Annotated in this window: 21 protein-coding genes; 8 read left to right on the top strand and 13 right to left on the bottom strand. The window is 46.7% G+C overall.

The window, feature by feature from the left end; translation table 11 throughout:
- Window positions 1-67: 67 nt before the first annotated feature.
- From tal to A7981_RS05425, 7 genes are all read right to left on the bottom strand, one after another.
- Window positions 68-1,021 carry a transaldolase gene (gene tal, locus A7981_RS05455; protein WP_067265090.1) on the bottom strand — a complete coding sequence of 318 codons (954 nt, stop codon included), beginning with the start codon at window positions 1,019-1,021 and terminating at the stop codon, window positions 68-70.
- A gap of 269 nt (window positions 1,022-1,290) precedes the next feature.
- Window positions 1,291-2,127 carry a triphosphoribosyl-dephospho-CoA synthase gene (locus A7981_RS05450; RefSeq protein WP_067265088.1) on the bottom strand — a complete coding sequence of 279 codons (837 nt, stop codon included), beginning with the start codon at window positions 2,125-2,127 and terminating at the stop codon, window positions 1,291-1,293.
- Entirely contained in the window at window positions 2,124-3,026 is a 903-nt protein-coding gene (locus A7981_RS05445; RefSeq protein WP_088178024.1) for a RimK family alpha-L-glutamate ligase, read from the bottom strand. Before A7981_RS05445 ends, A7981_RS05450 begins: the two co-directional genes overlap by 4 nt.
- A 34-nt stretch (window positions 3,027-3,060) precedes the next feature.
- Entirely contained in the window at window positions 3,061-4,050 is a 990-nt protein-coding gene (gene mch / locus A7981_RS05440) for a methenyltetrahydromethanopterin cyclohydrolase (protein ID WP_067265086.1), read from the bottom strand.
- Window positions 4,043-5,119: an ATP-grasp domain-containing protein gene (locus A7981_RS05435; RefSeq protein WP_067265084.1), complete on the bottom strand. Its 1,077-nt coding sequence runs from the start codon at window positions 5,117-5,119 to the stop codon at window positions 4,043-4,045. The genes mch and A7981_RS05435 overlap by 8 nt, the downstream gene beginning before the upstream one ends.
- A 61-nt stretch (window positions 5,120-5,180) precedes the next feature.
- Window positions 5,181-6,074 (bottom strand): NAD(P)-dependent methylenetetrahydromethanopterin dehydrogenase, encoded by an 894-nt coding sequence (locus tag A7981_RS05430; RefSeq protein ID WP_067265082.1) that lies wholly within the window; start codon window positions 6,072-6,074, stop codon window positions 5,181-5,183.
- A gap of 46 nt (window positions 6,075-6,120) precedes the next feature.
- The gene (locus tag A7981_RS05425; RefSeq protein WP_067266599.1) at window positions 6,121-7,095 is read right to left on the bottom strand and encodes a beta-ribofuranosylaminobenzene 5'-phosphate synthase family protein; all 975 of its coding nucleotides are present in this window, start codon (window positions 7,093-7,095) and stop codon (window positions 6,121-6,123) included.
- 354 nt (window positions 7,096-7,449) lie between these two features.
- Between A7981_RS05425 and A7981_RS05420 the strand changes: the two genes are divergently transcribed.
- The 4 genes from A7981_RS05420 to A7981_RS05405 are packed head-to-tail and all read left to right on the top strand — an operon-like array spanning window position 7,450 to window position 12,172.
- Window positions 7,450-8,736: a formylmethanofuran dehydrogenase subunit B gene (locus tag A7981_RS05420; RefSeq protein WP_067265081.1), complete on the top strand. Its 1,287-nt coding sequence runs from the start codon at window positions 7,450-7,452 to the stop codon at window positions 8,734-8,736.
- A 12-nt stretch (window positions 8,737-8,748) separates the two neighbouring features.
- Complete coding sequence (locus tag A7981_RS05415; RefSeq protein ID WP_067265079.1) at window positions 8,749-10,425, top strand: formylmethanofuran dehydrogenase subunit A; 1,677 nt, start codon at window positions 8,749-8,751, stop codon at window positions 10,423-10,425.
- Complete coding sequence (gene fhcD, locus A7981_RS05410) at window positions 10,422-11,369, top strand: formylmethanofuran--tetrahydromethanopterin N-formyltransferase (RefSeq protein ID WP_067265077.1); 948 nt, start codon at window positions 10,422-10,424, stop codon at window positions 11,367-11,369. The genes A7981_RS05415 and fhcD overlap by 4 nt, the downstream gene beginning before the upstream one ends.
- The gene (locus tag A7981_RS05405) at window positions 11,366-12,172 is read left to right on the top strand and encodes a formylmethanofuran dehydrogenase subunit C (RefSeq protein ID WP_067265074.1); all 807 of its coding nucleotides are present in this window, start codon (window positions 11,366-11,368) and stop codon (window positions 12,170-12,172) included. The genes fhcD and A7981_RS05405 overlap by 4 nt, the downstream gene beginning before the upstream one ends.
- 53 nt (window positions 12,173-12,225) lie before the next feature.
- Here A7981_RS05405 and A7981_RS05400 read toward each other — a convergent pair whose 3' ends face one another.
- From A7981_RS05400 to A7981_RS05390, 3 genes are all read right to left on the bottom strand, one after another.
- A complete protein-coding gene (locus tag A7981_RS05400) occupies window positions 12,226-12,777 on the bottom strand; it encodes a hypothetical protein (protein WP_067265071.1) in 552 nt (183 codons plus the stop codon).
- A gap of 121 nt (window positions 12,778-12,898) precedes the next feature.
- A complete protein-coding gene (locus A7981_RS05395; protein WP_067265068.1) occupies window positions 12,899-13,147 on the bottom strand; it encodes a hypothetical protein in 249 nt (82 codons plus the stop codon).
- 16 nt (window positions 13,148-13,163) lie between these two features.
- The gene (locus A7981_RS05390; RefSeq protein ID WP_067265065.1) at window positions 13,164-13,730 is read right to left on the bottom strand and encodes a YigZ family protein; all 567 of its coding nucleotides are present in this window, start codon (window positions 13,728-13,730) and stop codon (window positions 13,164-13,166) included.
- 103 nt (window positions 13,731-13,833) lie between these two features.
- Here A7981_RS05390 and A7981_RS05385 point away from each other — a divergent pair, with 103 nt between their 5' ends.
- Complete coding sequence (locus A7981_RS05385; protein ID WP_067265061.1) at window positions 13,834-14,544, top strand: DUF4124 domain-containing protein; 711 nt, start codon at window positions 13,834-13,836, stop codon at window positions 14,542-14,544.
- Window positions 14,545-14,558: 14 nt separating this feature from the next.
- Here the strand turns inward: A7981_RS05385 and A7981_RS05380 are convergent, their stop codons facing one another.
- From A7981_RS05380 to A7981_RS05370, 3 genes are read right to left on the bottom strand one after another with little or no spacing between them, the layout of a single operon-like run.
- On the bottom strand, window positions 14,559-16,052 hold the full coding sequence (locus tag A7981_RS05380) for a helicase HerA-like domain-containing protein (protein ID WP_067265059.1): 1,494 nt from the start codon (window positions 16,050-16,052) through the stop codon (window positions 14,559-14,561).
- A 25-nt stretch (window positions 16,053-16,077) separates the two neighbouring features.
- Entirely contained in the window at window positions 16,078-16,548 is a 471-nt protein-coding gene (locus A7981_RS05375) for a DUF302 domain-containing protein (RefSeq protein ID WP_254258530.1), read from the bottom strand.
- 48 nt (window positions 16,549-16,596) lie between these two features.
- A complete protein-coding gene (locus A7981_RS05370) occupies window positions 16,597-17,544 on the bottom strand; it encodes a CysB family HTH-type transcriptional regulator (RefSeq protein WP_067265053.1) in 948 nt (315 codons plus the stop codon).
- A 157-nt stretch (window positions 17,545-17,701) separates the two neighbouring features.
- On the opposite strand from A7981_RS05370, the gene A7981_RS05365 reads away from it, so the two are divergent.
- The 3 genes from A7981_RS05365 to A7981_RS05355 are packed head-to-tail and all read left to right on the top strand — an operon-like array spanning window position 17,702 to window position 20,785.
- Window positions 17,702-18,496 (top strand): sulfite exporter TauE/SafE family protein, encoded by a 795-nt coding sequence (locus A7981_RS05365; protein WP_067265050.1) that lies wholly within the window; start codon window positions 17,702-17,704, stop codon window positions 18,494-18,496.
- An 11-nt stretch (window positions 18,497-18,507) separates the two neighbouring features.
- Window positions 18,508-20,175: a nitrite/sulfite reductase gene (locus tag A7981_RS05360; RefSeq protein ID WP_067265046.1), complete on the top strand. Its 1,668-nt coding sequence runs from the start codon at window positions 18,508-18,510 to the stop codon at window positions 20,173-20,175.
- A complete protein-coding gene (locus A7981_RS05355; RefSeq protein WP_067265043.1) occupies window positions 20,168-20,785 on the top strand; it encodes a DUF934 domain-containing protein in 618 nt (205 codons plus the stop codon). Before A7981_RS05360 ends, A7981_RS05355 begins: the two co-directional genes overlap by 8 nt.
- Window positions 20,786-20,805 lie beyond the last annotated feature (20 nt).

Below are 20,805 nucleotides of genomic sequence, written 5' to 3'. Positions count from 1 at the left end.
GTACTACTAAAAAAAACAAATAGCGCTATAGTCAATTGATTATATAGCGCTAATTACGTCAGCAATATTACAGCTTTTCTGCCAAAGCCTTTTCAAGCTTGGTTTGGTCAACAACGAAACCGCGGATACCTTCAGACAATTTTTCAGTTGCCATAGCATCTTCGTTTAATTGGAAGCGGAACTCTTCCTCTGTCAATGGAGCTGGAGGTGCAGATTTTGCGCCGCCATCTTTTAATACTTGAACTAGCGTACCTTCAGTAGCTGCCAGATCTTGCAATAGGTTTGGAGATACAGTCAGACGGTCACAACCCGCCAGAGCGATCAACTCACCTGTGTTACGGAATGAAGCACCCATAACCACTGTTTTATAACCATGCTCTTTGTAATAAGCATAGATAGCACGAACTGAAACCACACCTGGGTCTGTTTCTTGTGTGTATTCTGTACCTGGGTTCTTAGCCTTGTACCAGTCAAGGATACGGCCAACGAATGGAGAGATAAGGAATACGCCAGCTTCAGCACATGCACGCGCTTGGCCAAAACCGAATAACAATGTCAGATTACACTGAATGCCTTCTTTTTCCAGAATCTCACCAGCCTTGATACCTTCCCAAGTAGAAGCCAGCTTGATCAGTACACGCTCTTTACCAACACCAGCATCTTGATACAGCTTAATCAGCTTACGGCCTTTAGTCACCATTTTGTCGATGTTGAATGATAGACGTGCATCTACTTCAGTAGAAATGCGGCCTGGTACAGCTTTAGAGATTTCGATACCGATCAAAACAGCTAGCTTGTCTGCTGCGTTTTCAATTTGAGCGGCTTTATCACCACCTTGTGCTTTTGCATAAGCAATCGATTCTTCGATCAGGTGTGCATACTGTGGCAAAGTACTAGCCTTCAGTAATAGGGATGGGTTGGTTGTAGCATCAACAGGCTTAACAGCTTTGATCGCTTCAACATCACCTGTATCTGCAACGATTGTGGTCATCGCTTTTAGTTGTTCTAGCAAGCTAGACATAAACTTCTCCTCTAACAAATCATGTAATCAAAATTTTGGAATGCGCCTGAATTACGACGTCTTTAGCGCTGACAGGCAATCTCCTTTTGGGAGATTAATATGGATACAGCCAGCTAATTCGTTGCAAAATAAGCAACTACGCTTAATGCACACTCAGAGATTACTCGGCATGCATAAAGTCTAAATTCAATCAGCCTTTGAGTATAACCCAAAAATTCAGATTACTACACCCTCTGCCACATCATTTACATGGTTTGCATATAGCCACTTTAGATTGCGACTAACTCCAAAGCAAAGATAGTAGCCACTGTCATATCCGCACTGGTACCAGGGTTCAATTTCCGCTGTTTAAGATCGGCATCGAACCTTAATAGCTCACGTTGATATTTTTTGGGGTTTTCAAAGCCAGCAAAAGCTTTAGCTTGCTGCGCTGCCTCTGCCATGACTTGCTTGGCTGCATCTAACCCATATTTTCTTGCAATATGGCTATCTGGAAAATGCGATAGGAAAGCTAAATAAACCGCCGTAACAGCCCAAACTGGCTGACCCCATTGCTGAAGCGCACGCTGGTAATGGGTGACCCCGAACTCGAATATATCCTGATAGCCATTTGCATACTGCATAGCAATAAGGTCTCGGTCTTTTGCTGCTCGCATCGCTTCTAGCAATGTCACTTGGGGCAGTTCGCGAACATCATGTTGATCACTACCCCCCAGCCCTGCAGGGGATGCTCGTAGAATCGCCTCATAAGCCAAAGAGGCATCTTCCACAGTCAAGCCGCTGAGGACTGATTGAAGGGTGATTCGCAGGGTGCTCTGAGTATTTGATGAATAGGCTTGAATTAATGGCGCGGCAAGTAGAACGATACCAAGGTTAGTATTACAGCTGACAGCATCCCAAGTGGCATCAATGGCAGACTTGATGCGCGCACCTACACTTAACTCAGGTATTGATATAGCAATAGAAGAAGCTTCCGCACTTTTTACAAAGTCCTGCACAACCATGCCATGACCATCAGCAAAAATATGCACATTGCCGGGTTTAAGGGCTGATAGTTCTGCAAGACAGGCATTTTTATAGGCCTCAGATATAGACACTCTCGTCATTCAACAATACTTGATTTGGTAAGCAGATCATCAACCAGCATTTGTGCAATATCCATATCGAGTACGCTTTGCAAGCCTCGCCATGCGGGAATACTATTAACCTCTAACACATACAACTTACCCTGCTTATCGCGAATCACGTCCACGCCACAATAGTCGATATTGACAGCATCTGCTGCTCTTTCAGCGATTTGGGCGATATCGCCTAAATGTGAGATCGGTTCACAGCGTCCGCCTTGTGCGACATTATTGATCCAGCTACTGCCATGACGCACCATAGCCCCGATAGCTTTGCCGTTAATGATGAAAACACGGTGATCGTGCCACGCCCCCTCACCGCTATCGATGTATCGTTGCAAGTAATAGAGGCCATCTACATGATCCTCCATGGGTACCGGAAATGGGGAGCCATGCTCCAGCTTACGGACACCCTGCCCTTGCGACCCGAATAAAGGCTTGATGACTAATGTATGCCCAGAAGATAACTCAGTATCGATGATTTTCTTTGCGCGATGTCTTGACTCGCAAACCCATGTTGCGGGGGTAGCAACACCTTGGTGATGCAACAGGAAGCTGGTCATGGCCTTATCGACAGTACGCTCAACTGCACGGCCATCGTTATAGACTTTTACGCCTAGCATCTCAAGTGCATGCAGGATATCAAGGCGAACGATGACTTGCTGCAATGTGCCACCAGGCACGCCACGCACAAAAGCGTAATCGGGCAACGCATTTTCAAACCCGGGAATAACGACGGATGGCTGATCGCCTGTTAGTGCTATATGGCAGTCTTTAAGTGAGATGAAGACTGCCTCATAACCACGTGCAGAAAACGCCTGTGCAAGGCGCCTTCCATGCCAGCCTGGGTCATCCGTAAATACCGGAATGCGTTCAATCAAAACAAGACCGCCAGCCTAGATCGCTTATTAAACCTTACGCGCTATAACCGAAAGATTGATCCAATAACGCTTCATCCAATTTACCGCCAACAAAGCTCTTACCAGAATCAAGTGCAGTAACGGTGACTGCAGCAGGGCTGAATAACATCGGATCGATCTTGTAGAAATCCATATTAACGCTTTTGAAAACTTCAGCGAACGGACGACCATAGTCACGTGATGAACTGCTTGGTAATTCTTTCGCAAGCTTAGCCGCTGCGTCATCACTACCTTTAACGAACAAGTGAGCATGACCCCCAAAGAGAATCGCATCATTGGTACGCCCCATACCGATCAGGAAATCAGGCGCAGGTGGAGGCACAGGCGCACTCGCCATGCCATCAACCACGTGATCTAACGGAAAATGGAGAGTGTGAATCTTGTGCATCGCCACTTCAAGCACGCGCGCTACGATCTGTATTGAACCAGCAATACTCCGAGTAGGTGTCAAGATAAATGTCAGGTTTTCTGCTGGCACCCCAGTATCACGCGATACTTTTTCGATCACTTCGATAGGTGGCGCTTTTTCACTCTCAAGTACCAAAGCGGTTGTATTGGCCTGATCTTTATAGCCCAACTCTTTATATAGCTCTTCACGGCCAGCCAATGCACGGCCAGGGCCAGAACCTAATGAGAAGAACTTCTCATGCGCCAGACTCCAACCAGCATATTGGCTACCAAGGCACGAAAGGATCGGATTATTAGAGTGTACCGAAAGCATCCATGGCCAATGCTTGAATGTCGCTGAGTTATGTAGACTAACGTGGCCTAAACCACCCATACATATCTCGGAAATAAGACGCCCAGCTTCAAGACCACCGGGGAATTTGATACCGGCATCAACAATCGTCGTACCATTGGCAAGCTTTTCTACACCAACGCGCAACTCTTTAGCGTTATCCACAAGGTATTTAACCAAAGGGTTAGTCAATGCATTGACGCTAGGCCAATTGCTGGTATCCAACTGCGTTACTGTCTCACTCATTTTGTTCTACCTTTTTTACTTTTATGACGTTTTCTAAACTTTCAACTCGCGCAGAAGCCAGTGTTTTTGCTGCTTCAGCACTTGCGGCATACGCAAGCACACTGCAAACCGGGGTGTTCTTTTCAATAAGGCCATTCGTCGGGATATCGGCTACCCATTCAGGCCAATCCATATCCGGCGCAATCTCAAGATTTTCGCTCGTATATAGCACACGATGTGCTACCGCTTGAGGCTTAAAACTTGGCCAATTCTTTATATCGCCCGCACATGCTCGCATATGCAAGTCGAACATTGTCTCATGCTCAGGTGTATATAAAGAAAATGTAGCGGTCAATCTTGGGTTCACTTCCAAAACAAATAGCTGGCCTTCAGTGCTCACTATCGCATCGATACTATTAAATCCCTTGAGCCCCAACGCATTGCTTATCTTTCTAGCATAGCTTTTAAGCCGTTGTTTGATCTCATCAGGCAAACTGACATTACTCACCGCCCCTGCATAACAATAGGGAAGATCATCGATACTTGTAAAAAACTGCTCATTAAAACCGACGACTTCTATATTCCGGCCATTTGCCGCAAATAACAACGAGATAGGTAAACCCTTTATCTCTCGCTGAAAATAACTTCCCTTTTCAGCTTTTTTATCTTTTATTGCGCGCCTTATATGCGTACCGCCTGAACCGCCAGTGCCTTTTAGCAACCAACCGCTCAAATCATCAGGCACTAAAAAAGCAATTTCAGGATGCGGAATACCTAATATATCTAGCAGCGTAAAAAACTGCTGCGGCCGCTTAAGATTCTTAACGATTCTTAATGAGTTCCCGAGCAATGGAAGATAAGTTTCTGCCATCTCCAGCAATTGCCAGTGTTTATCAAAACCGCTGCCATACACAAAACCGATATATCCCTGTAAGTCTAACTGCGCCAAGGCATTTGAGAAATCGGTCTCATCAAATCCACCATCAGTATATTCAAGCAATACACTTTGTTTTGCTGCTGCTTGTGTATCGGCATCAGCAAAGATATCCAGTGCAATCACCTCATAACCGGCAGAAACGGCAGCTTGCACAAAAGGCCGCGCAGAAACGGCAGCTATGAGGATTTTTTTAATACGTTACTCTGAGCTGCGTTTAGAGACTTTTACGCGCCATCTCGAATGCAGAAAGGAAATCGAGATATAGTTTTTCTTCTGTTTCTAGCATTTGCTTGAGCAGATTATGCTGGGTCGTATATTTAACATTACCAATCGCTAAAGCGCCGATACCAAATGCCTTTGTTCCAGGTATTGCAACACCATCAGCGAATACATCAACACCTTCAGCGCCTGTAGGTGGCACGGCATTAACGTCCGCGACAACTTTAAGTGTTGTTGAACCAGCCATTTGCGCAAGTGATAACACTTGAACACCTGCGGCTGCAGCGCATAGCGCGATATCTGTCTTGCTTAGAATCTCTTTTTTAAGTGCGTCGGTGCTGCCATCGGTGTAACCGATATTGATGTTGTAACGTGCATTGAATGCTTCGGCTTTTGCTTGAACATCTGCCACGGAACGATGTGCAACCAGCTCAACTGTCGCACCGTATTTAGCAGCGATCACAGCGGTACAGCCGCCAACTGGGCCGGTGGCACCGAACACACTCACTTTGCGGCCACTTAGATCACCACCAAAATTCTTGGCTAAATGCTGCTCCACTTTAGCCATCATGCCCGCTGCTGTCGTAAATGCGCCGGATGGATCAGCGAACACAGACACTTGGAACGGCGGCACCATAGACTTCTTGGCGATATCCAGCATATCCATCGCCACATCGATATCACGACCACCGATGAACACATGCTCACGCTTCACGCCGCTAGGACTGCGCGAGAAGATCGCATCCTGCACCAAACCAGTCACTTCTTTGGTTTCAACATTCGTATAAGGCATGATCTTATCGAAACCGGCATCAAATGCCATGTTGACATCGAAAGGGCTAGCGTTCTTTGCCGATGTGATTAAATGCAGGATTGATACTTTTTCCATAATGACTGAACCTTAATATTTTCAAATGATAGACAACAAGATACTGCTATAAATCGTACACCAAACCACCTTGATTACGACCTTTACACAGCGTAAAAGTCAGGTTTTTTTTCTCACCGAATATATCGTTAAGCTTAATTAATGCGCTTGAGGCCGCTTGCTCAGTGGGGTAGACAGCAAAACCTGTTGGCCCCCATGAACTTTGCCCCAAACAGGTTACACCCTGATGACCCAGCCATTCAATGACCTCAGCTACGCTCCGGCTAGCATACCGCCCACCTTGCGCTGGCGCAAAATGATCGCCGGTACGCTCTTGTAACTGTTTAATAGCAGCACCAAAGGCAGCCAAGTCTTGCTCAGCCAGTGCTGGCAGTGCTTGCATCAATACGCTTCTACATAACATAGCAGCCTCATCAGCGGGGAACTGTGGCAACGTCTTGAATGCTTCGACTTCTTCAGCGCCATGCACACCGCGTTTTGCATGATCAAAGATAAGGATGATGCGCCACTCTTCAGGAAAGTCTGCACGCGCGATGACAGGTGGGATTTCGGTTTTTTCCGCACGTCCGCCATCGACGATCACACCACCAGCCGCGAATGTGCCAAGGCCTATTCCTGAACGGGCACCTCGCTCTGTCATCAAGGCAATATCCTTGATTGTAAGACTCAACCCGTAAAGCTTATTCATCGCAAGGCCGACAGCCAAAGCCAACTGTGTTCCAGAGCCCAAGCCTGCATGCTCAGGGATAATGCTTTGAATATTGAGATGCACGCCGCCTTGGAGATTCAAGGTTTTTGCAAGCTGACATGCCATTTTGAGTGCACGTTCACCATTTTCACCTTCTACAGTGAAAGTATCAGACTTGAATGCCTGCAACTGCGTAGCAGGATGATCCAGCGAGACACCGATACTGCCAAACTTACGCCCAAGCCCGCCATTTAAGTCGAAAAAACCCATATGCAAACGCGCAGTTGTCATGACAGCTACGCCATTATTATTTTTCACTACACTATCCGACATGGCATGGCGTCCAAATAAGGCTCTTGCTAAAGCCTGATATTGTAGCCTACGGCAGGTGATTTTGAAATTGCCAGAACCTGCAAAATCGTAAGCTACGGTCAACCGAATGAAATAATCCAGTAAATAAAATCCGCTTTATCCGCATGTTCTGCCTTGACGCATGGATTCTTAAAATTGCATAATGAATTTAGAAGTTTTAGTTGCCGCTTTTGGTGATTAAGTCCAAATTCAAAGCGCTCGGCGAATCATGTGCATCATGAAGCCATGCCGCAATCTAAAAGCTTCAGCCGATAAATAATTAACAATCCAGTTGCGTAAAATTACGTAAAGCTGGTGAAAGATAAGGTTTATAGGATGGAGAATTTTGCTCAAGCTGCCACTATCGATGGAGTGGCCTGCCCTGCCTGTGGCTTGCTCTGTGATGACTTAAAAATCCAACGCGACGAAGCCGGTGTATTGAATGTCGTCGAGAAGAAATGTGCGAAAAGTGTCGCCTTCTTCGAACGTCCCTACAGAGAGAAATCCCCTCAAATCAATGGTCAGCCAGCCAAACTTGAAGAAGCCATTGCAGAAGCAATCTCTCTTTTCAAGCATGCGCAACATCCGCTTATTAGTGGTTTAAGTACTGATATCTACGGCATGCGTGCAGTGATGAATCTTGCCGAGACATCGAATGCCACCATCGATCACATGAATTCAAAAAGCAGCATGCGTAATCTGTATGTGTTGCAAAATTCTGGTTGGCAAATCACTACGCTGACTGAAGTGCGCAATCGCGTTGACTTATTGGTGGTCGTTGGCACAGATATCGTCAGCTATTTCTCACGTTTCTTTGAGCGCTTAATCTGGAATCAGGAATCAATGTTCGGTCAAGATACCGCAACACGCGAGGTCGTCTATTTGGGTGGCCGTGACCTTGATACCTCAGCAGGCATCTCCCCTAACGGCACCAAACCGACTGTATTGCCTTGCGATAAAGAAAAACTGCCTGAAGTCACTGCAGCATTAAGGGCATTGATTAGCGGTAAAAAACTGGTCGCATCTGAGGTGGGTGGCATTGCTGTCAGCGACCTGCAAAAACTAGCAGATCGTCTGCACGCAGCTAAATATAGCGTACTTGCCTGGATATCTAGTTCATTAGATATCTCGCATGCTGAACTGACCATACAGAACATCACGGGTACTGTAGAAAAACTTAATCAAACGACTCGCTCATCAGGTTTACCGCTTAGTGGTAACGATGGAGATGTTGGTTCGTATAATGCGAGTAGCTGGATCAGCGGATATCCGTTCCGAAGCTCATACCGCCGAGATTACCCTGATTATGACCCCTACCACTACAACACAGATAGCTTGCTAGCCGAGCAAGAGGTTGACGCCATGATATGGGTCAATAGCTATAATCCGGCAAGATTACCGCCTGAGAGCGATGTACCCACAGTCGTCATCGGCCATCCCGCCATGCAGTTCAAACAACAGCCGGCTGTATTCATCCCTATCGCGATTCCCGGTTTAGACAGCAATGGCGTGCAATTCCGCAGCGATAGCTCGGTTGCCTTACCATTGAAACAGGTACGCGCTGCGTCATTCCCCACGCTCACCGAAGTATTGTCCGCTATCGAAGCTGGCGTAAAAGCTTAAGGATCAAGTCACATGTTAACCAAACTCACAGGCGGCAGAATCTACGACCCCGCGCATCAGATCGACGGCAAGATCATGGATATTTATATTCGTGATGGCCGTATCGTAGAAAGGCCACGCGCAGACGAAGCTATCGATACCGAATATGACATTCGAGGCAAGGTCGTTATGGCAGGCGCTATTGACATGCACACCCATATTGGTGGTGGCAAGGTCAATATCGCACGTACCATGTTGCCAGAAGACCATCGTGGTGACCCAGTCGCACATAACGAAGTCTGCCGTTCGGGCTGTGGCCATGCGGTGCCATCCACACTCACTACTGGCTACCGTTACGCAGAGATGGGCTACACCGCTGGTTTTGAGCCCGCGCTACTGCCCGTGAATGCACGTCAATCACACTTGGAGATGGCAGATACGCCAATCATCGATAAAGGTGGTTATGCCATGATTGGCAGCGATGATTACTTCCTGCGCATGCTTGCAGCGAAAAAAGACCAGAACGCCATTAACGATTATGTCGCATGGATATTGCAGGCCAGCCAATGTATCGGCCTCAAAGTAGTGAATCCGGGTGGAATCAGTGCATTCAAGTTCAATCAGCGCTGGCTAGATGTAGATGAACAGCATGTGCATTACCAAATCACCCCACGCGAGATCCTCAAGACACTTTCGCGTGCAGTCTACGAGCTAGGTATCGCCAAACCGTTGCATGTCCATGGTAACAATCTAGGCGTTCCCGGTAACGTAGGCACCACACTCAAGACGATGGATACCGTAGAAGGTTATCCACTCCACCTCACACATATTCAGTTCCATAGCTACGGTGCTGAAGGTGATCGTAAGTTCTCATCCGGTGCAGCAGCGATTGCTGAGGCGCTCAACAAGAACAAGAACATCTCGGCCGATGTCGGCCAGATATTGTTTGGGCAAACCGTCACCGCTTCTGGCGACAATATGCGTCAATTCGCCAATGCGGGCCTTGGTAGTCCACGTAAATCCGTGATCATGGATATCGAATGCGATGCTGGTTGCGGTATCGTCCCATTCAAATATAAGGACGAGAATTTCGTCAATGCTTTGCAATGGGCCATCGGCTTGGAGATATTCCTGCTGAGTGAAGACCCTTGGCGCATATTCTTAACGACAGATCACCCGAACGGTGCGCCATTCACGACTTACCCTCACCTCATTCGTTTGCTGATGGACAAGAACTTCCGTAATGAAGCTTTCGCCAGCTTGAATCTTGATGCACAGGCGATGAGCACCTTGACATCGATAGACCGTGAATACAGTCTGTATGAGATCGCCATCATGACACGTGCAGGTGCGGCTAAACTGGTTGGCCTGCATGACCGTGGACACCTTGGCATTGGTGGTGCCGCAGATATTACTGTTTATACGGATGACCCAGACCGCGAAAAGATGTTCACTACGCCGGATTATGTATTCAAGGATGGTGAGTTGGTCGTGCGCAATGGTAAGGTGGTGAAAGTGACTTGGGGCGCAACGCATGTCACTCGACCGGAGTTTGATCGCAGCATTGAAAAAGACCTTAAGCAGTATTTTGATAAATATCACACCATGAATATGGAAAACTTCAAGGTCAATGAGAACGAGATCGCGGATGGCGGTCGTGGCAAGATCATCGTACAGGAAGCAAAAGGACGCCGGGAGAAAACAGTATGATAATCAACGGCGTAACGATTGACGACACTTTTGCTGAGGCCTTCGGCATGCGCGGCACACGCGTTATCATCACAGCACAAAATCTTAAGTGGGCCTATAACGCAGCCAATGCGATGACGGGCTTCGCGACTTCGGTCATCGCATGCGGAGTCGAAGCTGGTATAGAGCGTGAAATGTCCGCAAACGAAACACCAGATGGACGCCCCGGGGTATCTATTCTGATGTTCGCCATGGGGAGCGCTGTATTGATGAAGCAGCTAGAAACACGACTTGGGCAATGTGTACTCACCTGCCCGACTGCTGCTGCGTTCTCAGGTATTGACAGTGGCTATCCAGAGATTACAAAGATAAATTTGGGCAAGAACCTGCGTTTCTTCGGTGATGGCTTCCAGATATCAAAGAAGTTCGGTGGAAAACGCTTCTGGCGCGTACCGGTGATGGATGGCGAGTTTCTCACTGAAGAAAGTACGGGGATGATACGTTCCGTAGGTGGTGGCAATTTTCTCATCTTGGCCGAATCGCAACCACAAGCGCTAGCTGCTTGCGAAGCAGCAATCGAAGCCATGAAAAAGATTCCCAATGTCATCATGCCTTTCCCAGGTGGTGTTGTGCGCTCAGGTTCTAAGGTAGGTTCAAAATACAAGACACTGATTGCCTCGACCAATGATGCATTCTGCCCTACGCTAAAAGGCATCACTAACACACAGCTTTCACCGGAGATTGAATCCGTGATGGAGATCGTCATCGATGGATTGACAGAACTGGATATCCGCAAAGCCACGCGCGCAGGCATCGCAGCAGCTTGTGCCCTAGGTGCAGAAAATGGCATAAAGCGAGTCTCGGCAGGTAATTACGGTGGCAAGCTTGGCCCTTATCATTTCAAATTACGTGACATCATGAGCGATGAATCCTTAAACGATATCGCACCGGGAGTGACAGCATGAGCGCACTTACCTTTACATTAAAAAGCCCAGCACAACAACGTATTGATCTAAGCCCTCTCACCCCAGATAAATTGGCTGGTAAGTCGATTGCTGACATCGGTGCCATCTTGCTGCAAAGCGGCAAAACTAAATTACGCACAGATGAAGTATTCGCGATCAGCGGTGATGATAGCAATGGCATCGTATTCGATAACGCTAATCACAAGCTGGACTATATCGGTAGCGGCATGAAGTCCGGCAAAATCACCATCAATGGCGGCGCAGGCTCCTACCTTGGGTTCCAGATGAAAAAAGGCGAGATCATCTTAAATGGTGATGCCGATGCATTTGCAGCAAGTGGCATGGCAGATGGGTTCATCCATATCAAAGGCAATGTTGGCGACTTTCTAGGTGCAGCCTACTTTGGCGAGCGCAAAGGCATGAAAGGCGGCACTGTGCTCGTCACTGGTAATGCTGGAGAACGTGCTGGTGACCAGATGCGCCGTGGACTTATCCTGATTGAAGGTAATGTAGGCGCCTATTGTGCCTCACGCATGCTGGCTGGCACCATCGGCATTCTGGGTAATACGGGTGAATACTTGGGTTATGGCATGCGCCGCGGTACGTTGTTAGTGACGAAAACACCCGATTTACATGCGACTATTCAAGATTGCGGTACTCACACATTGCCTTTTTTGAATCTGATGTTCAAATCTTTTGCAGCACTTCCGAGCAAGTTCTCAAAGATCAACCAGAACCGTGTTCAGCGCTACGCAGGCGATCTCGCGAATGACGGAAAAGGCGAGATATTAGTATTGCAATAGTACTCAGCAAACTAAAAGGCTTGCATTTAGCAAGCTTTTTAGTGATTTATTTCTTATAAACAGTTTTTAAATCCCTGATTATCTACAACTTTCTCTATAAAATCCTGCGTTGCAGCAGGCAGTGCTTGAGAAACTTGCTCGCAAGCAATATCAGCTATAAAATTTGTTGAGAAATCGTATTGACTCTCTACAATAAATGGTGATTTTCCTGCACAAGAAAATTCCATTTTAATAATCCACTTCCCAGCCCCGATATTAGAATTAAAATCTAGCTCTTGTAATTTCCCACTAATCTTTTGCCCAGTCGAGGCATATAACCCACTCATTTTCAGCTCACCTACAAAAGCATCTTCAAGATACTTTTCGAAAGATTTACCATCTGGAGGCGTTACTGTACCAGCGGCCCTACAAACAATAGATTTTCTACCAGGTGATACAGCTGTGAATGTTTCAGTAGCCACCTTTTTATCTAGGGCTTGAGTTGCAATATTTTTTAGTTTTTCTTGATTAGTAACTGAAGGCGCATACCTTGGGGAGTTATGTGAACAGCCAAATAAAAATAATGAGGATAATAAAATAGGTGCTGCTAACGGTAAGAATTTCATTGTTTTCCCTGAGGTGATTTAATAATTATTTTTTATAGTAATGCTAACTAAACATTAGCGATAATAAATCAAAGCACCTCATAACCGTTACACGACCTAGAATAAATTTTAAAAGCATTGCTCACGTACCTCTTAAAATAAGAGCCTGAATAATCTCTTTTAACTCATCATTAGAGTCAGAAAAATCCTCATAGCGCCTATTGGCTCTTGCATACCAATAGCGGCTATTGCTCTCATCCTGCTCGATTTTATGTAGTACCGCATGTATCCAGCAGGCGATAGGATCGTTATATATCTGCGCAATCTCATGTGCATCTTTCCACTTTCCCATCAATGCCAACTCAGCAGCCTGCTGTAATTTTTGCTTCATTGAAAGCTCCTTCACATCAAGGCTTAGTGAACCGTTGCTTTAACGCTGCCGCACTATTAGCTGGAATGGATATCACGACGCTGACACGTTCACCAAACTGTTTATCCAGTACTTCGCCATTAAGCCTTGTAACCTCGCGCGCCAACTCATCAAAACGAGCATAGTCCAGCACCAACGCTATACGTACCATCTCGACATAGTCGGCCAACTTGGCTACATCAAGCGCCATTTTAGCTGTTCCACCATATGCCCGTGCTAATCCACCAGTTCCCAGATTAATGCCGCCATAATAACGGATGACGCCAACACAGATATTGATCAAGTCACGCCCCTCAAGAAGCTGCAAGACTGGCTTACCTGCAGTACCTGAAGGCTCACCTGCATCGTTAAAACGTTGAACGATACCCTGCTCAGTTTTCATCCTGAATGCATAAGCAAGGTGGTGCGCACTTTGATTCTCCATTGCCAACTTCCTTAATGCCTGCGCAACGGCCCGCTCACTGTCACAATATTCCGCGATTGCGATAAAACGAGACTTATTAATGGTTTGTTCAGCTTTTCCGGCTTGAATGATTCGTTGCAAAAATTAGAGTTCCGAGAATGTTAGATTGATATATTTTAAACTACTGTTATCACATAGAATCATAGGCATATGAATCATTGTTTCTTTACACGGTCTTAAACGCATGAATACTAGAACTAGATCCTTATGCCAAATCATCAGCCTGCTCATTTTATGCACAGGCTATGCGCATGCCGAGGTGTATAAATGCACAGATAAAGGCAAAACAGTCTACTCAGACTCACCATGCGCAGCTGGCAGCGCACAGACATTGACGGATATCACTAGCATCCCTGACGCAGAAAACGTCTCTAATGATGAGAATGATATTGCCAAAAAATTAGACTCTGCGGTCAAGTCTGCGATCAATAATGGGGACATGATTCGTGCGCGCGCATTGGCAAGTACAGATGAGCAGCGTAACTGGGTAAATGCTGCAGCTAAAGAAAACAAAGATCAGCAGGCTAAAACAGCAACTCAGGTTACCGCAGACAAGTCCACCTCAAATGAATGTCGCGCAGCAAGGGCATCCCTTGAAAAAACGACCAATCTGCCGTCTTCTGCTGATGCGATGACGGAGCAAACGCGTCTGATGCATGCAGCCTGTGGAACGAAAGAGCCAACCCAGACCATTTACAACAATCCGCAGCGCTGGCCTTACTATCCGTATAATCAGTATGGGAATACACCACAACACCCATCTCCGCCGCACAACAACAATGGCTCACCGAGTGGAAATAATGGATCATCCAATCCCGCCGACTATCCCAAACCGAAAGATGAGAATTTCGGTAGTCGCTTTATCCGCCCTGAAGACGGCATATTGAAATACTAAATATCACGTTTAAGCTATTTACGTTTACCGGTGATCGACCCAAGAACGCCTCTCAATATTTGGCGGCCTAGCTCGGTACCGATTGTGCGTGCAGCGCTTTTCGCGACTGTTTCGAGAATGCTTTGTGGTTGCCTGCCGACTGGCTTCTTTGTAGTAGTTTGATTACCGCCACCGAATAAACCACCCCAGTCGAATCCCTTATCCTCCTCAGGCTGATTGGGTGCAGATTCTGTTGCACGCCCTTTAAGCACTTCGTAGGCAGACTCACGATCAATGGCGTTCTCATAATGTCCGTAGATAAGCGAAGTTTTAATGACATGTGAGCGCTCGATATCTGTTGCGGGGCCAATTCTACTGCCAGGTGGGCATACATAAGCCCGCTCGACTGGCAATGGCCTGCCCTTATCATCTAAAAACGAAACGAGTGCCTCACCGACTTCCAACTCAGTAATCGCCGTCTGCACATCGATCTCGGGATTAGCACGAAAAGTCTCAGCAGCTGACTTCACCGCTTTCTGGTCACGTGGTGTAAATGCACGTAAGGCATGCTGTACACGGTTACCTAGCTGCCCAAGGACGACATCAGGGATATCCAATGGATTTTGGCTGACGAAATAGATACCCACCGCTTTCGATCGAATCAACCGCACGACTTGTTCGATCTTATCCATCAAAGCTTTGGGGGCATCATTAAACAGCAGATGCGCCTCATCAAAAAAGAACACCATCTTGGGTTTATCAAGGTCGCCAACTTCTGGCAGTTTCTCAAACAACTCGGAAAGTAGCCATAGCAATAAGGTGGCATAAACGCGCGGGGAGTTATAAAGTGCATCTGCCGCCAAGATATTCACTACGCCATGACCATTGCCATCCGTCTGCATCAGGTCATCAATATTCAGTGCTGGCTCGCCAAAGAGTTTATCTGCTCCTTCAGTCTCCAACTGTAACAATGCCCGCTGGATTGCGCCGATGCTGGCAGTAGATATATTGCCATACTGGGCGTTGTACTCTGCCGCATGCTCAGAAGCATGCTGGATCATGGCACGAAAATCTTTTAGATCGAGCAACAGCCATTGATGGTCATCCGCGATCTTGAAAATGGCGTTGAGCACACCGCTCTGCACATCATTCAGGTTGAGCATGCGTGAAAGCAACAAAGGCCCCATCTCTGCCACTGTCGTGCGAACAGGGTGACCTTTAATGCCAAACACATCCCAGAAATCGACTGGGCAAGCAGCCAACTTGAAACCCTCAATCGCAAGCTGCTGGATTCTTGCCTCGACTTTTGCATTACCGCCACCAATCTGGCTCATACCAGACAAGTCCCCCTTCACATCCGCCATAAATACCGGTACACCAGCACGGGAGAAACTTTCCGCAAGGCTTTGCAACGTTACCGTTTTACCTGTACCCGTAGCGCCAGCGATCAACCCATGGCGATTAGCCATGCGCGGCAAAAGATAAAGCGAATCATCCTGATTTTTAGCGATTAATAAAGGTTCGGTCATGATGTTCTTTCAATCCATTCAAAAACTAGATATCGCCTTTACGCGCTTTATCCATTATATGTATTAATGCATTTTCCAGACTTTGTGCCGCATTTTTTGCACGCGCAGTCGGATTCTTGATACTTCTCAAATCAAAAGTAGGTCTATCCAACCCCAGATATAACCTCCCCTGCTTTTGATAGATAGCGATACGGCACGGGGCAAACACAACGAACTCCGGATGATCAAGCATGATCTCAGCGCCCAGCCCTAAATTGCAGTAGGCATGCACTTCAAGCACACCCTCAGGTGCTTGGCCGCGCGCCTTCATATGCTCACCCAAAGGAAAATTAGCAGGGTTAACGAAATTCATCCCTTCAGATACGACCTTAAGACTAAGCATGACATCATCGTAGCTGACACCGGACTCCACAGGCACTTCATAAATAGCAGAATCAGGGTCGATAGGTGGAAGGTCCGCAGCAAAAGACGATAACGAGCCGAGCCCAAGAACCATGACAAACACAAATGCAGTCACTGACCTCATGAATGCATCCTCAAGTACCTAATCTTCATAATCAAGACTGGATTCCCCGCTCTTGATGGCGGCATTCACTGACTTGCGATCATAATGGGGCGCCAACAACTTGATAAAGTCATAGGTGTAACCCCGCAAATAGGCATCTCGACGGAAACCGATATAAGTTGTGCTAGGCGGAAATAGATGACTTGCATCTAGCATGGAAAGATTGGTGTCACGATCTTTGTCATACGCCATGTTAGCAAGCAGGCCTATGCCTAGCCCTAAACCGACATAAGTTTTAATCACGTCCGCGTCAATCGCCGTTAACACCACATTCGGCTGTAAGTCCTCTTTGCCAAATACACGACTAACCAATGATCCACCAGTAAAGGCAAAGTCATAGGTAATCAGCGGGTAACGCGATACTTTTTCCAATGTAAGTGGCAAGTCGCTCAATAACGGGTGGTCATGAGGCGTCACGACGCAGCGGTTCCATTGATAGCAAGGCAAACACACCAGCTTTTCATAACTACTGATCGACTCAGTTGCAATACCGATGTCAGCTTCGCCACTGGCAACCTGTTCGGCAACTTGGGTTGGGTTTCCCTGATGAATGGTCAGATGCACATCAGGAAATTGGGCCATGAATGCTTTTACCGCGAGAGGCAATCGATAACGCGCCTGTGTATGCGTAGTTGCGATCGTTAAAGTACCAGTTGCTTTTTGGGTGAATTCTTCCCCTACGCTCTTGATATTATTCATTTCCCGCATGACGCGCTCGGCCAAGTCCAGTATAATTTGACCCGGCTCAGTAACGCCAACCAAACGTTTGCCGTTACGCAGAAATATTTGCAGATTTAGCTCCTCTTCTAGCAACTGAATCTGCTTGCTTACACCAGGTTGCGAGGTATGTAACACATCAGCAGCCTGCGAGATATTCAAGCTTTGCTTGGCAACTTCATGGATATATCTTAATTGATGAAACTTCATAAAAACCGGATGCCTCGCCTTTTTTAGCCTATTAAGGCATTAGCTTATAATTAAATCACATATACCCACAATAACATATTATTAAAACTCGCCTACATACCCTGTTATAATGTAGGGCTTTACATTAAATTTTAATGAAATCAATAAGTAGGCATTAATGGAATTAGCATACATCTTATCCGGTTTTGCAGTTGGTTTATTGGTTGGCATTACTGGTGTTGGTGGTGGCTCATTGATGACTCCACTGCTCGTATTTCTGTTTAGCTTTAAACCTGCTGTCGCCGTTGGAACTGACCTGTTATTCGCCGCCATCACAAAAACAGGTGGTGTATGGGTTCATCACGGAACACATAAATCAGTAGATTGGAGAGTCGTCGGTTTGATGTCGATCGGCAGCCTGCCACTGTCCGTGATCACGATCTTTGTCATCAAGCATTTAATGACCATTGGCAAGGAAGTATCCGGCCTGATTACCTATTCGTTAGGTATTGCATTAATACTGACCGCATGTGCGATCCTTATCCGTAGCGTCTTGTTGCGCAATACGGAACGCGTTGTAGAAAGCAGCATCGTTAGTACCGGGCGTTTTGGAAAAGTGCAGATTCCCGCGACGATTCTAACGGGGGCGATATTGGGTGTATTGGTGACAATGTCATCCGTAGGTGCTGGTGCACTTGGCACAATTGCCATCTTGTTCCTATACCCAAGAATGTCGACATTGAAAGTAGTTGGTACAGATTTGGCACATGCCATCCCGCTCACTGCTATTGCAGGTATCGGCCACTGGTCATTAGGCCATGTCGATTTTGGATTATTAGGCAGCTTGTTAGTGGGCTCGCTACCGGGAATATGGATTGGTAGCCATGTGAGTGCAAAAATACCAGAAAAATTATTACGTCCGATCCTAGCATCTATTTTGCTGCTTATCGGACTTAAATTTGTAACGCAATAAGTAAAGACTCTATGTATAAATACGACGAAATCGATCAAGCCATTGTTGATGAGCGCGTAGCGCAATATCGTGACCAGACACGCCGCTACCTTGCTGGTGAGTTAACAGACGAAGAGTTCCGCCCTCTTCGCTTGCAGAATGGTCTTTATATCCAACGCCATGCACCTATGCTACGTATTGCAGTGCCTTATGGCATGCTATCTTCAAAGCAGCTCAATAAGCTAGCTGATATCGCTAAACGCTTTGACCGTAGCTATGGGCATTTCAGTACACGTCAAAACTTGCAATTGAACTGGCCAAAACTTGAAGATGTGCCGGATATCCTTGCTGAACTCGCTACAGTTGAGATGCACGCGATTCAGACATCCGGCAATTGCATCCGTAACATCACGACAGATCAATTTTCTGGTGTAGCGCCAGACGAAGTCATTGACCCGCGTGCGATTGCAGAGATCATGCGTCAGTGGAGTACGTTCCATCCTGAGTTTGCCCTACTACCGCGCAAGTTCAAGATCGCCGTCTCAGGCACCAAGACAGACCGTGCCATCGTGCAAGCGCACGACATCGGCATGGAATTCTACCCAGATGCTGATAATAAGATCGCGATCAAAGTCTGGGTCGGTGGCGGTTTGGGTCGCACGCCTATTTTAGGCAGTGTGATTCGCGAACATCTTGAATGGCAACATGCACTGACTTATTGCGAAGCGATCATCCGCGTATATAACCTGCATGGACGTCGTGATAACGCCTATAAAGCGCGTATCAAGATATTGGTAAAAGCCTTAGGTATCGATGAGTTCCGCAATCAGGTAGAAGCTGAGTGGGAACATCTAAAAAACAGCCCTAACACAATCACAGAAACTGAGTTGGCACGTGTAGCAGACCATTTCACTGAAATGCCTTATGAAACTTTGCCGACTCACAACGCTGCATTTGATAGCGCTATTGCAAGCAACCCAGCATTTGCGGCTTGGGTGAAACGCAATGTGCATGCGCACAAGAAGTCTGGTTATCGCGCTGTTACATTATCATTGAAAACCCATGGTCAAGCACCAGGCGATGCAACTTCTGAGCAGATGCATGCTGTCGCAAACCTATCTGATGAATATAGCTTTGGTGAATTACGCGTCTCACATGAGCAGAATTTGATCCTGGCCGATGTGAAAATCAGCGACTTACTCAGCCTGTGGGAAAAGGCGCGTGCCCATGGTTTGGCCACAGCGAATATCGGCTTGTTGACTGACATCATTTGTTGCCCGGGTGGTGACTTTTGTTCACTGGCAAATGCAAAGAGCATCCCGATCGCAGAAGCGATTCAGATGCAATTCGATAACCTCGATTATCTGCACGACATTGGCGAGCTGGAATTAAACATATCCGGTTGCATGAACGCTTGCGGACACCATCATATCGGCCATATCGGTATCCTTGGTGTCGATAAAGATGGTTCAGAATGGTATCAGGTCAGTATCGGCGGCAAGCAAGGTAATGACGCAAGTATCGGCAGTGTCATCGGCCCATCATTCGCGGCAGAAGAGATGCCCGGTGTAGTGCAACGTCTGATCGATGTGTATATCGGTGAACGCACGCCTGAAGAACGTTTTATTGATACGGTACGCCGTCTGGGTATCGCCCCCTTCAAGGCACACGTTTACGCTAAGGAATCAGAGAATGTCTAAATCAAACCTGATCCTTAATAACGAAATTATCGAAGATCAATGGACACTGGTAACGATTCCAGTATCTGAAGATACTGTGGTGCGTAAGCAGGCTGGCAAGGTTGTACTCTTCAAGCTAACTGGTGAAGTCATCCATACACCTGAGCAAATTGCTTCGACAGAGATTCCAGCAAAAGGCAAGGTTCTCTTACCGCTTTCTGTATGGATCGCCCATAAAGACGCTTTGGCTGATCGCCTAAGTAAAGGTGAGATCGCTGTTTGGCTTGATACTCACGAACCACTTGAATTGCTGGCTGAACAACAAGCAGACCTGAATGTGTTCCCATTGATCAGTGTACATGTAGAACGTTTTGCTGATGGTCGCATCTTCTCGATCGGTAATCTATTGCGTACGCGCTATGGCTTCAAGAATGAATTACGCGCCTTTGGTGATGTGTTACGTGACCAACTATTTTTCTTGAAGCGTTGTGGGTTTAACAGTTATTTGATTCGTGCTGACCGTTCAGCTGAAGATGCGTTGGCTAGCCTGAAAGATTTTACAGAGCCATATCAGGGCGCTGTTGATATCAATCAACCTGTTTGGCGGCGCGTTCATAGGGGATCAAATTAAAAGACAATCCTTTTAATATC

The sequence above is a fragment of the Methylovorus sp. MM2 genome, from assembly GCF_001648895.1.
Lineage (GTDB): Bacteria > Pseudomonadota > Gammaproteobacteria > Burkholderiales > Methylophilaceae > MM1.
This window is presented reverse-complemented; position numbering and strand designations above follow the sequence as displayed.

What these genes read in the sequence shown, in the direction of transcription:
- tal (WP_067265090.1), bottom strand. Translation starts at nt 1,021, where the DNA reads ATGTCTAGCTTGCTAGAACAACTAAAAGCGATGACCACAATCGTTGCA.
- A7981_RS05450 (WP_067265088.1), bottom strand. Translation starts at nt 2,127, where the DNA reads ATGACGAGAGTGTCTATATCTGAGGCCTATAAAAATGCCTGTCTTGCA.
- mch (WP_067265086.1), bottom strand. Translation starts at nt 4,050, where the DNA reads ATGAGTGAGACAGTAACGCAGTTGGATACCAGCAATTGGCCTAGCGTC.
- A7981_RS05430 (WP_067265082.1), bottom strand. Translation starts at nt 6,074, where the DNA reads ATGGAAAAAGTATCAATCCTGCATTTAATCACATCGGCAAAGAACGCT.
- A7981_RS05425 (WP_067266599.1), bottom strand. Translation starts at nt 7,095, where the DNA reads ATGTCGGATAGTGTAGTGAAAAATAATAATGGCGTAGCTGTCATGACA.
- A7981_RS05420 (WP_067265081.1), top strand. Translation starts at nt 7,450, where the DNA reads ATGGAGAATTTTGCTCAAGCTGCCACTATCGATGGAGTGGCCTGCCCT.
- A7981_RS05415 (WP_067265079.1), top strand. Translation starts at nt 8,749, where the DNA reads ATGTTAACCAAACTCACAGGCGGCAGAATCTACGACCCCGCGCATCAG.
- fhcD (WP_067265077.1), top strand. Translation starts at nt 10,422, where the DNA reads ATGATAATCAACGGCGTAACGATTGACGACACTTTTGCTGAGGCCTTC.
- A7981_RS05405 (WP_067265074.1), top strand. Translation starts at nt 11,366, where the DNA reads ATGAGCGCACTTACCTTTACATTAAAAAGCCCAGCACAACAACGTATT.
- A7981_RS05400 (WP_067265071.1), bottom strand. Translation starts at nt 12,777, where the DNA reads ATGAAATTCTTACCGTTAGCAGCACCTATTTTATTATCCTCATTATTT.
- A7981_RS05395 (WP_067265068.1), bottom strand. Translation starts at nt 13,147, where the DNA reads ATGAAGCAAAAATTACAGCAGGCTGCTGAGTTGGCATTGATGGGAAAG.
- A7981_RS05385 (WP_067265061.1), top strand. Translation starts at nt 13,834, where the DNA reads ATGAATACTAGAACTAGATCCTTATGCCAAATCATCAGCCTGCTCATT.
- A7981_RS05380 (WP_067265059.1), bottom strand. Translation starts at nt 16,052, where the DNA reads ATGACCGAACCTTTATTAATCGCTAAAAATCAGGATGATTCGCTTTAT.
- A7981_RS05375 (WP_254258530.1), bottom strand. Translation starts at nt 16,548, where the DNA reads ATGGTTCTTGGGCTCGGCTCGTTATCGTCTTTTGCTGCGGACCTTCCA.
- A7981_RS05370 (WP_067265053.1), bottom strand. Translation starts at nt 17,544, where the DNA reads ATGAAGTTTCATCAATTAAGATATATCCATGAAGTTGCCAAGCAAAGC.
- A7981_RS05365 (WP_067265050.1), top strand. Translation starts at nt 17,702, where the DNA reads ATGGAATTAGCATACATCTTATCCGGTTTTGCAGTTGGTTTATTGGTT.
- A7981_RS05360 (WP_067265046.1), top strand. Translation starts at nt 18,508, where the DNA reads ATGTATAAATACGACGAAATCGATCAAGCCATTGTTGATGAGCGCGTA.
- A7981_RS05355 (WP_067265043.1), top strand. Translation starts at nt 20,168, where the DNA reads ATGTCTAAATCAAACCTGATCCTTAATAACGAAATTATCGAAGATCAA.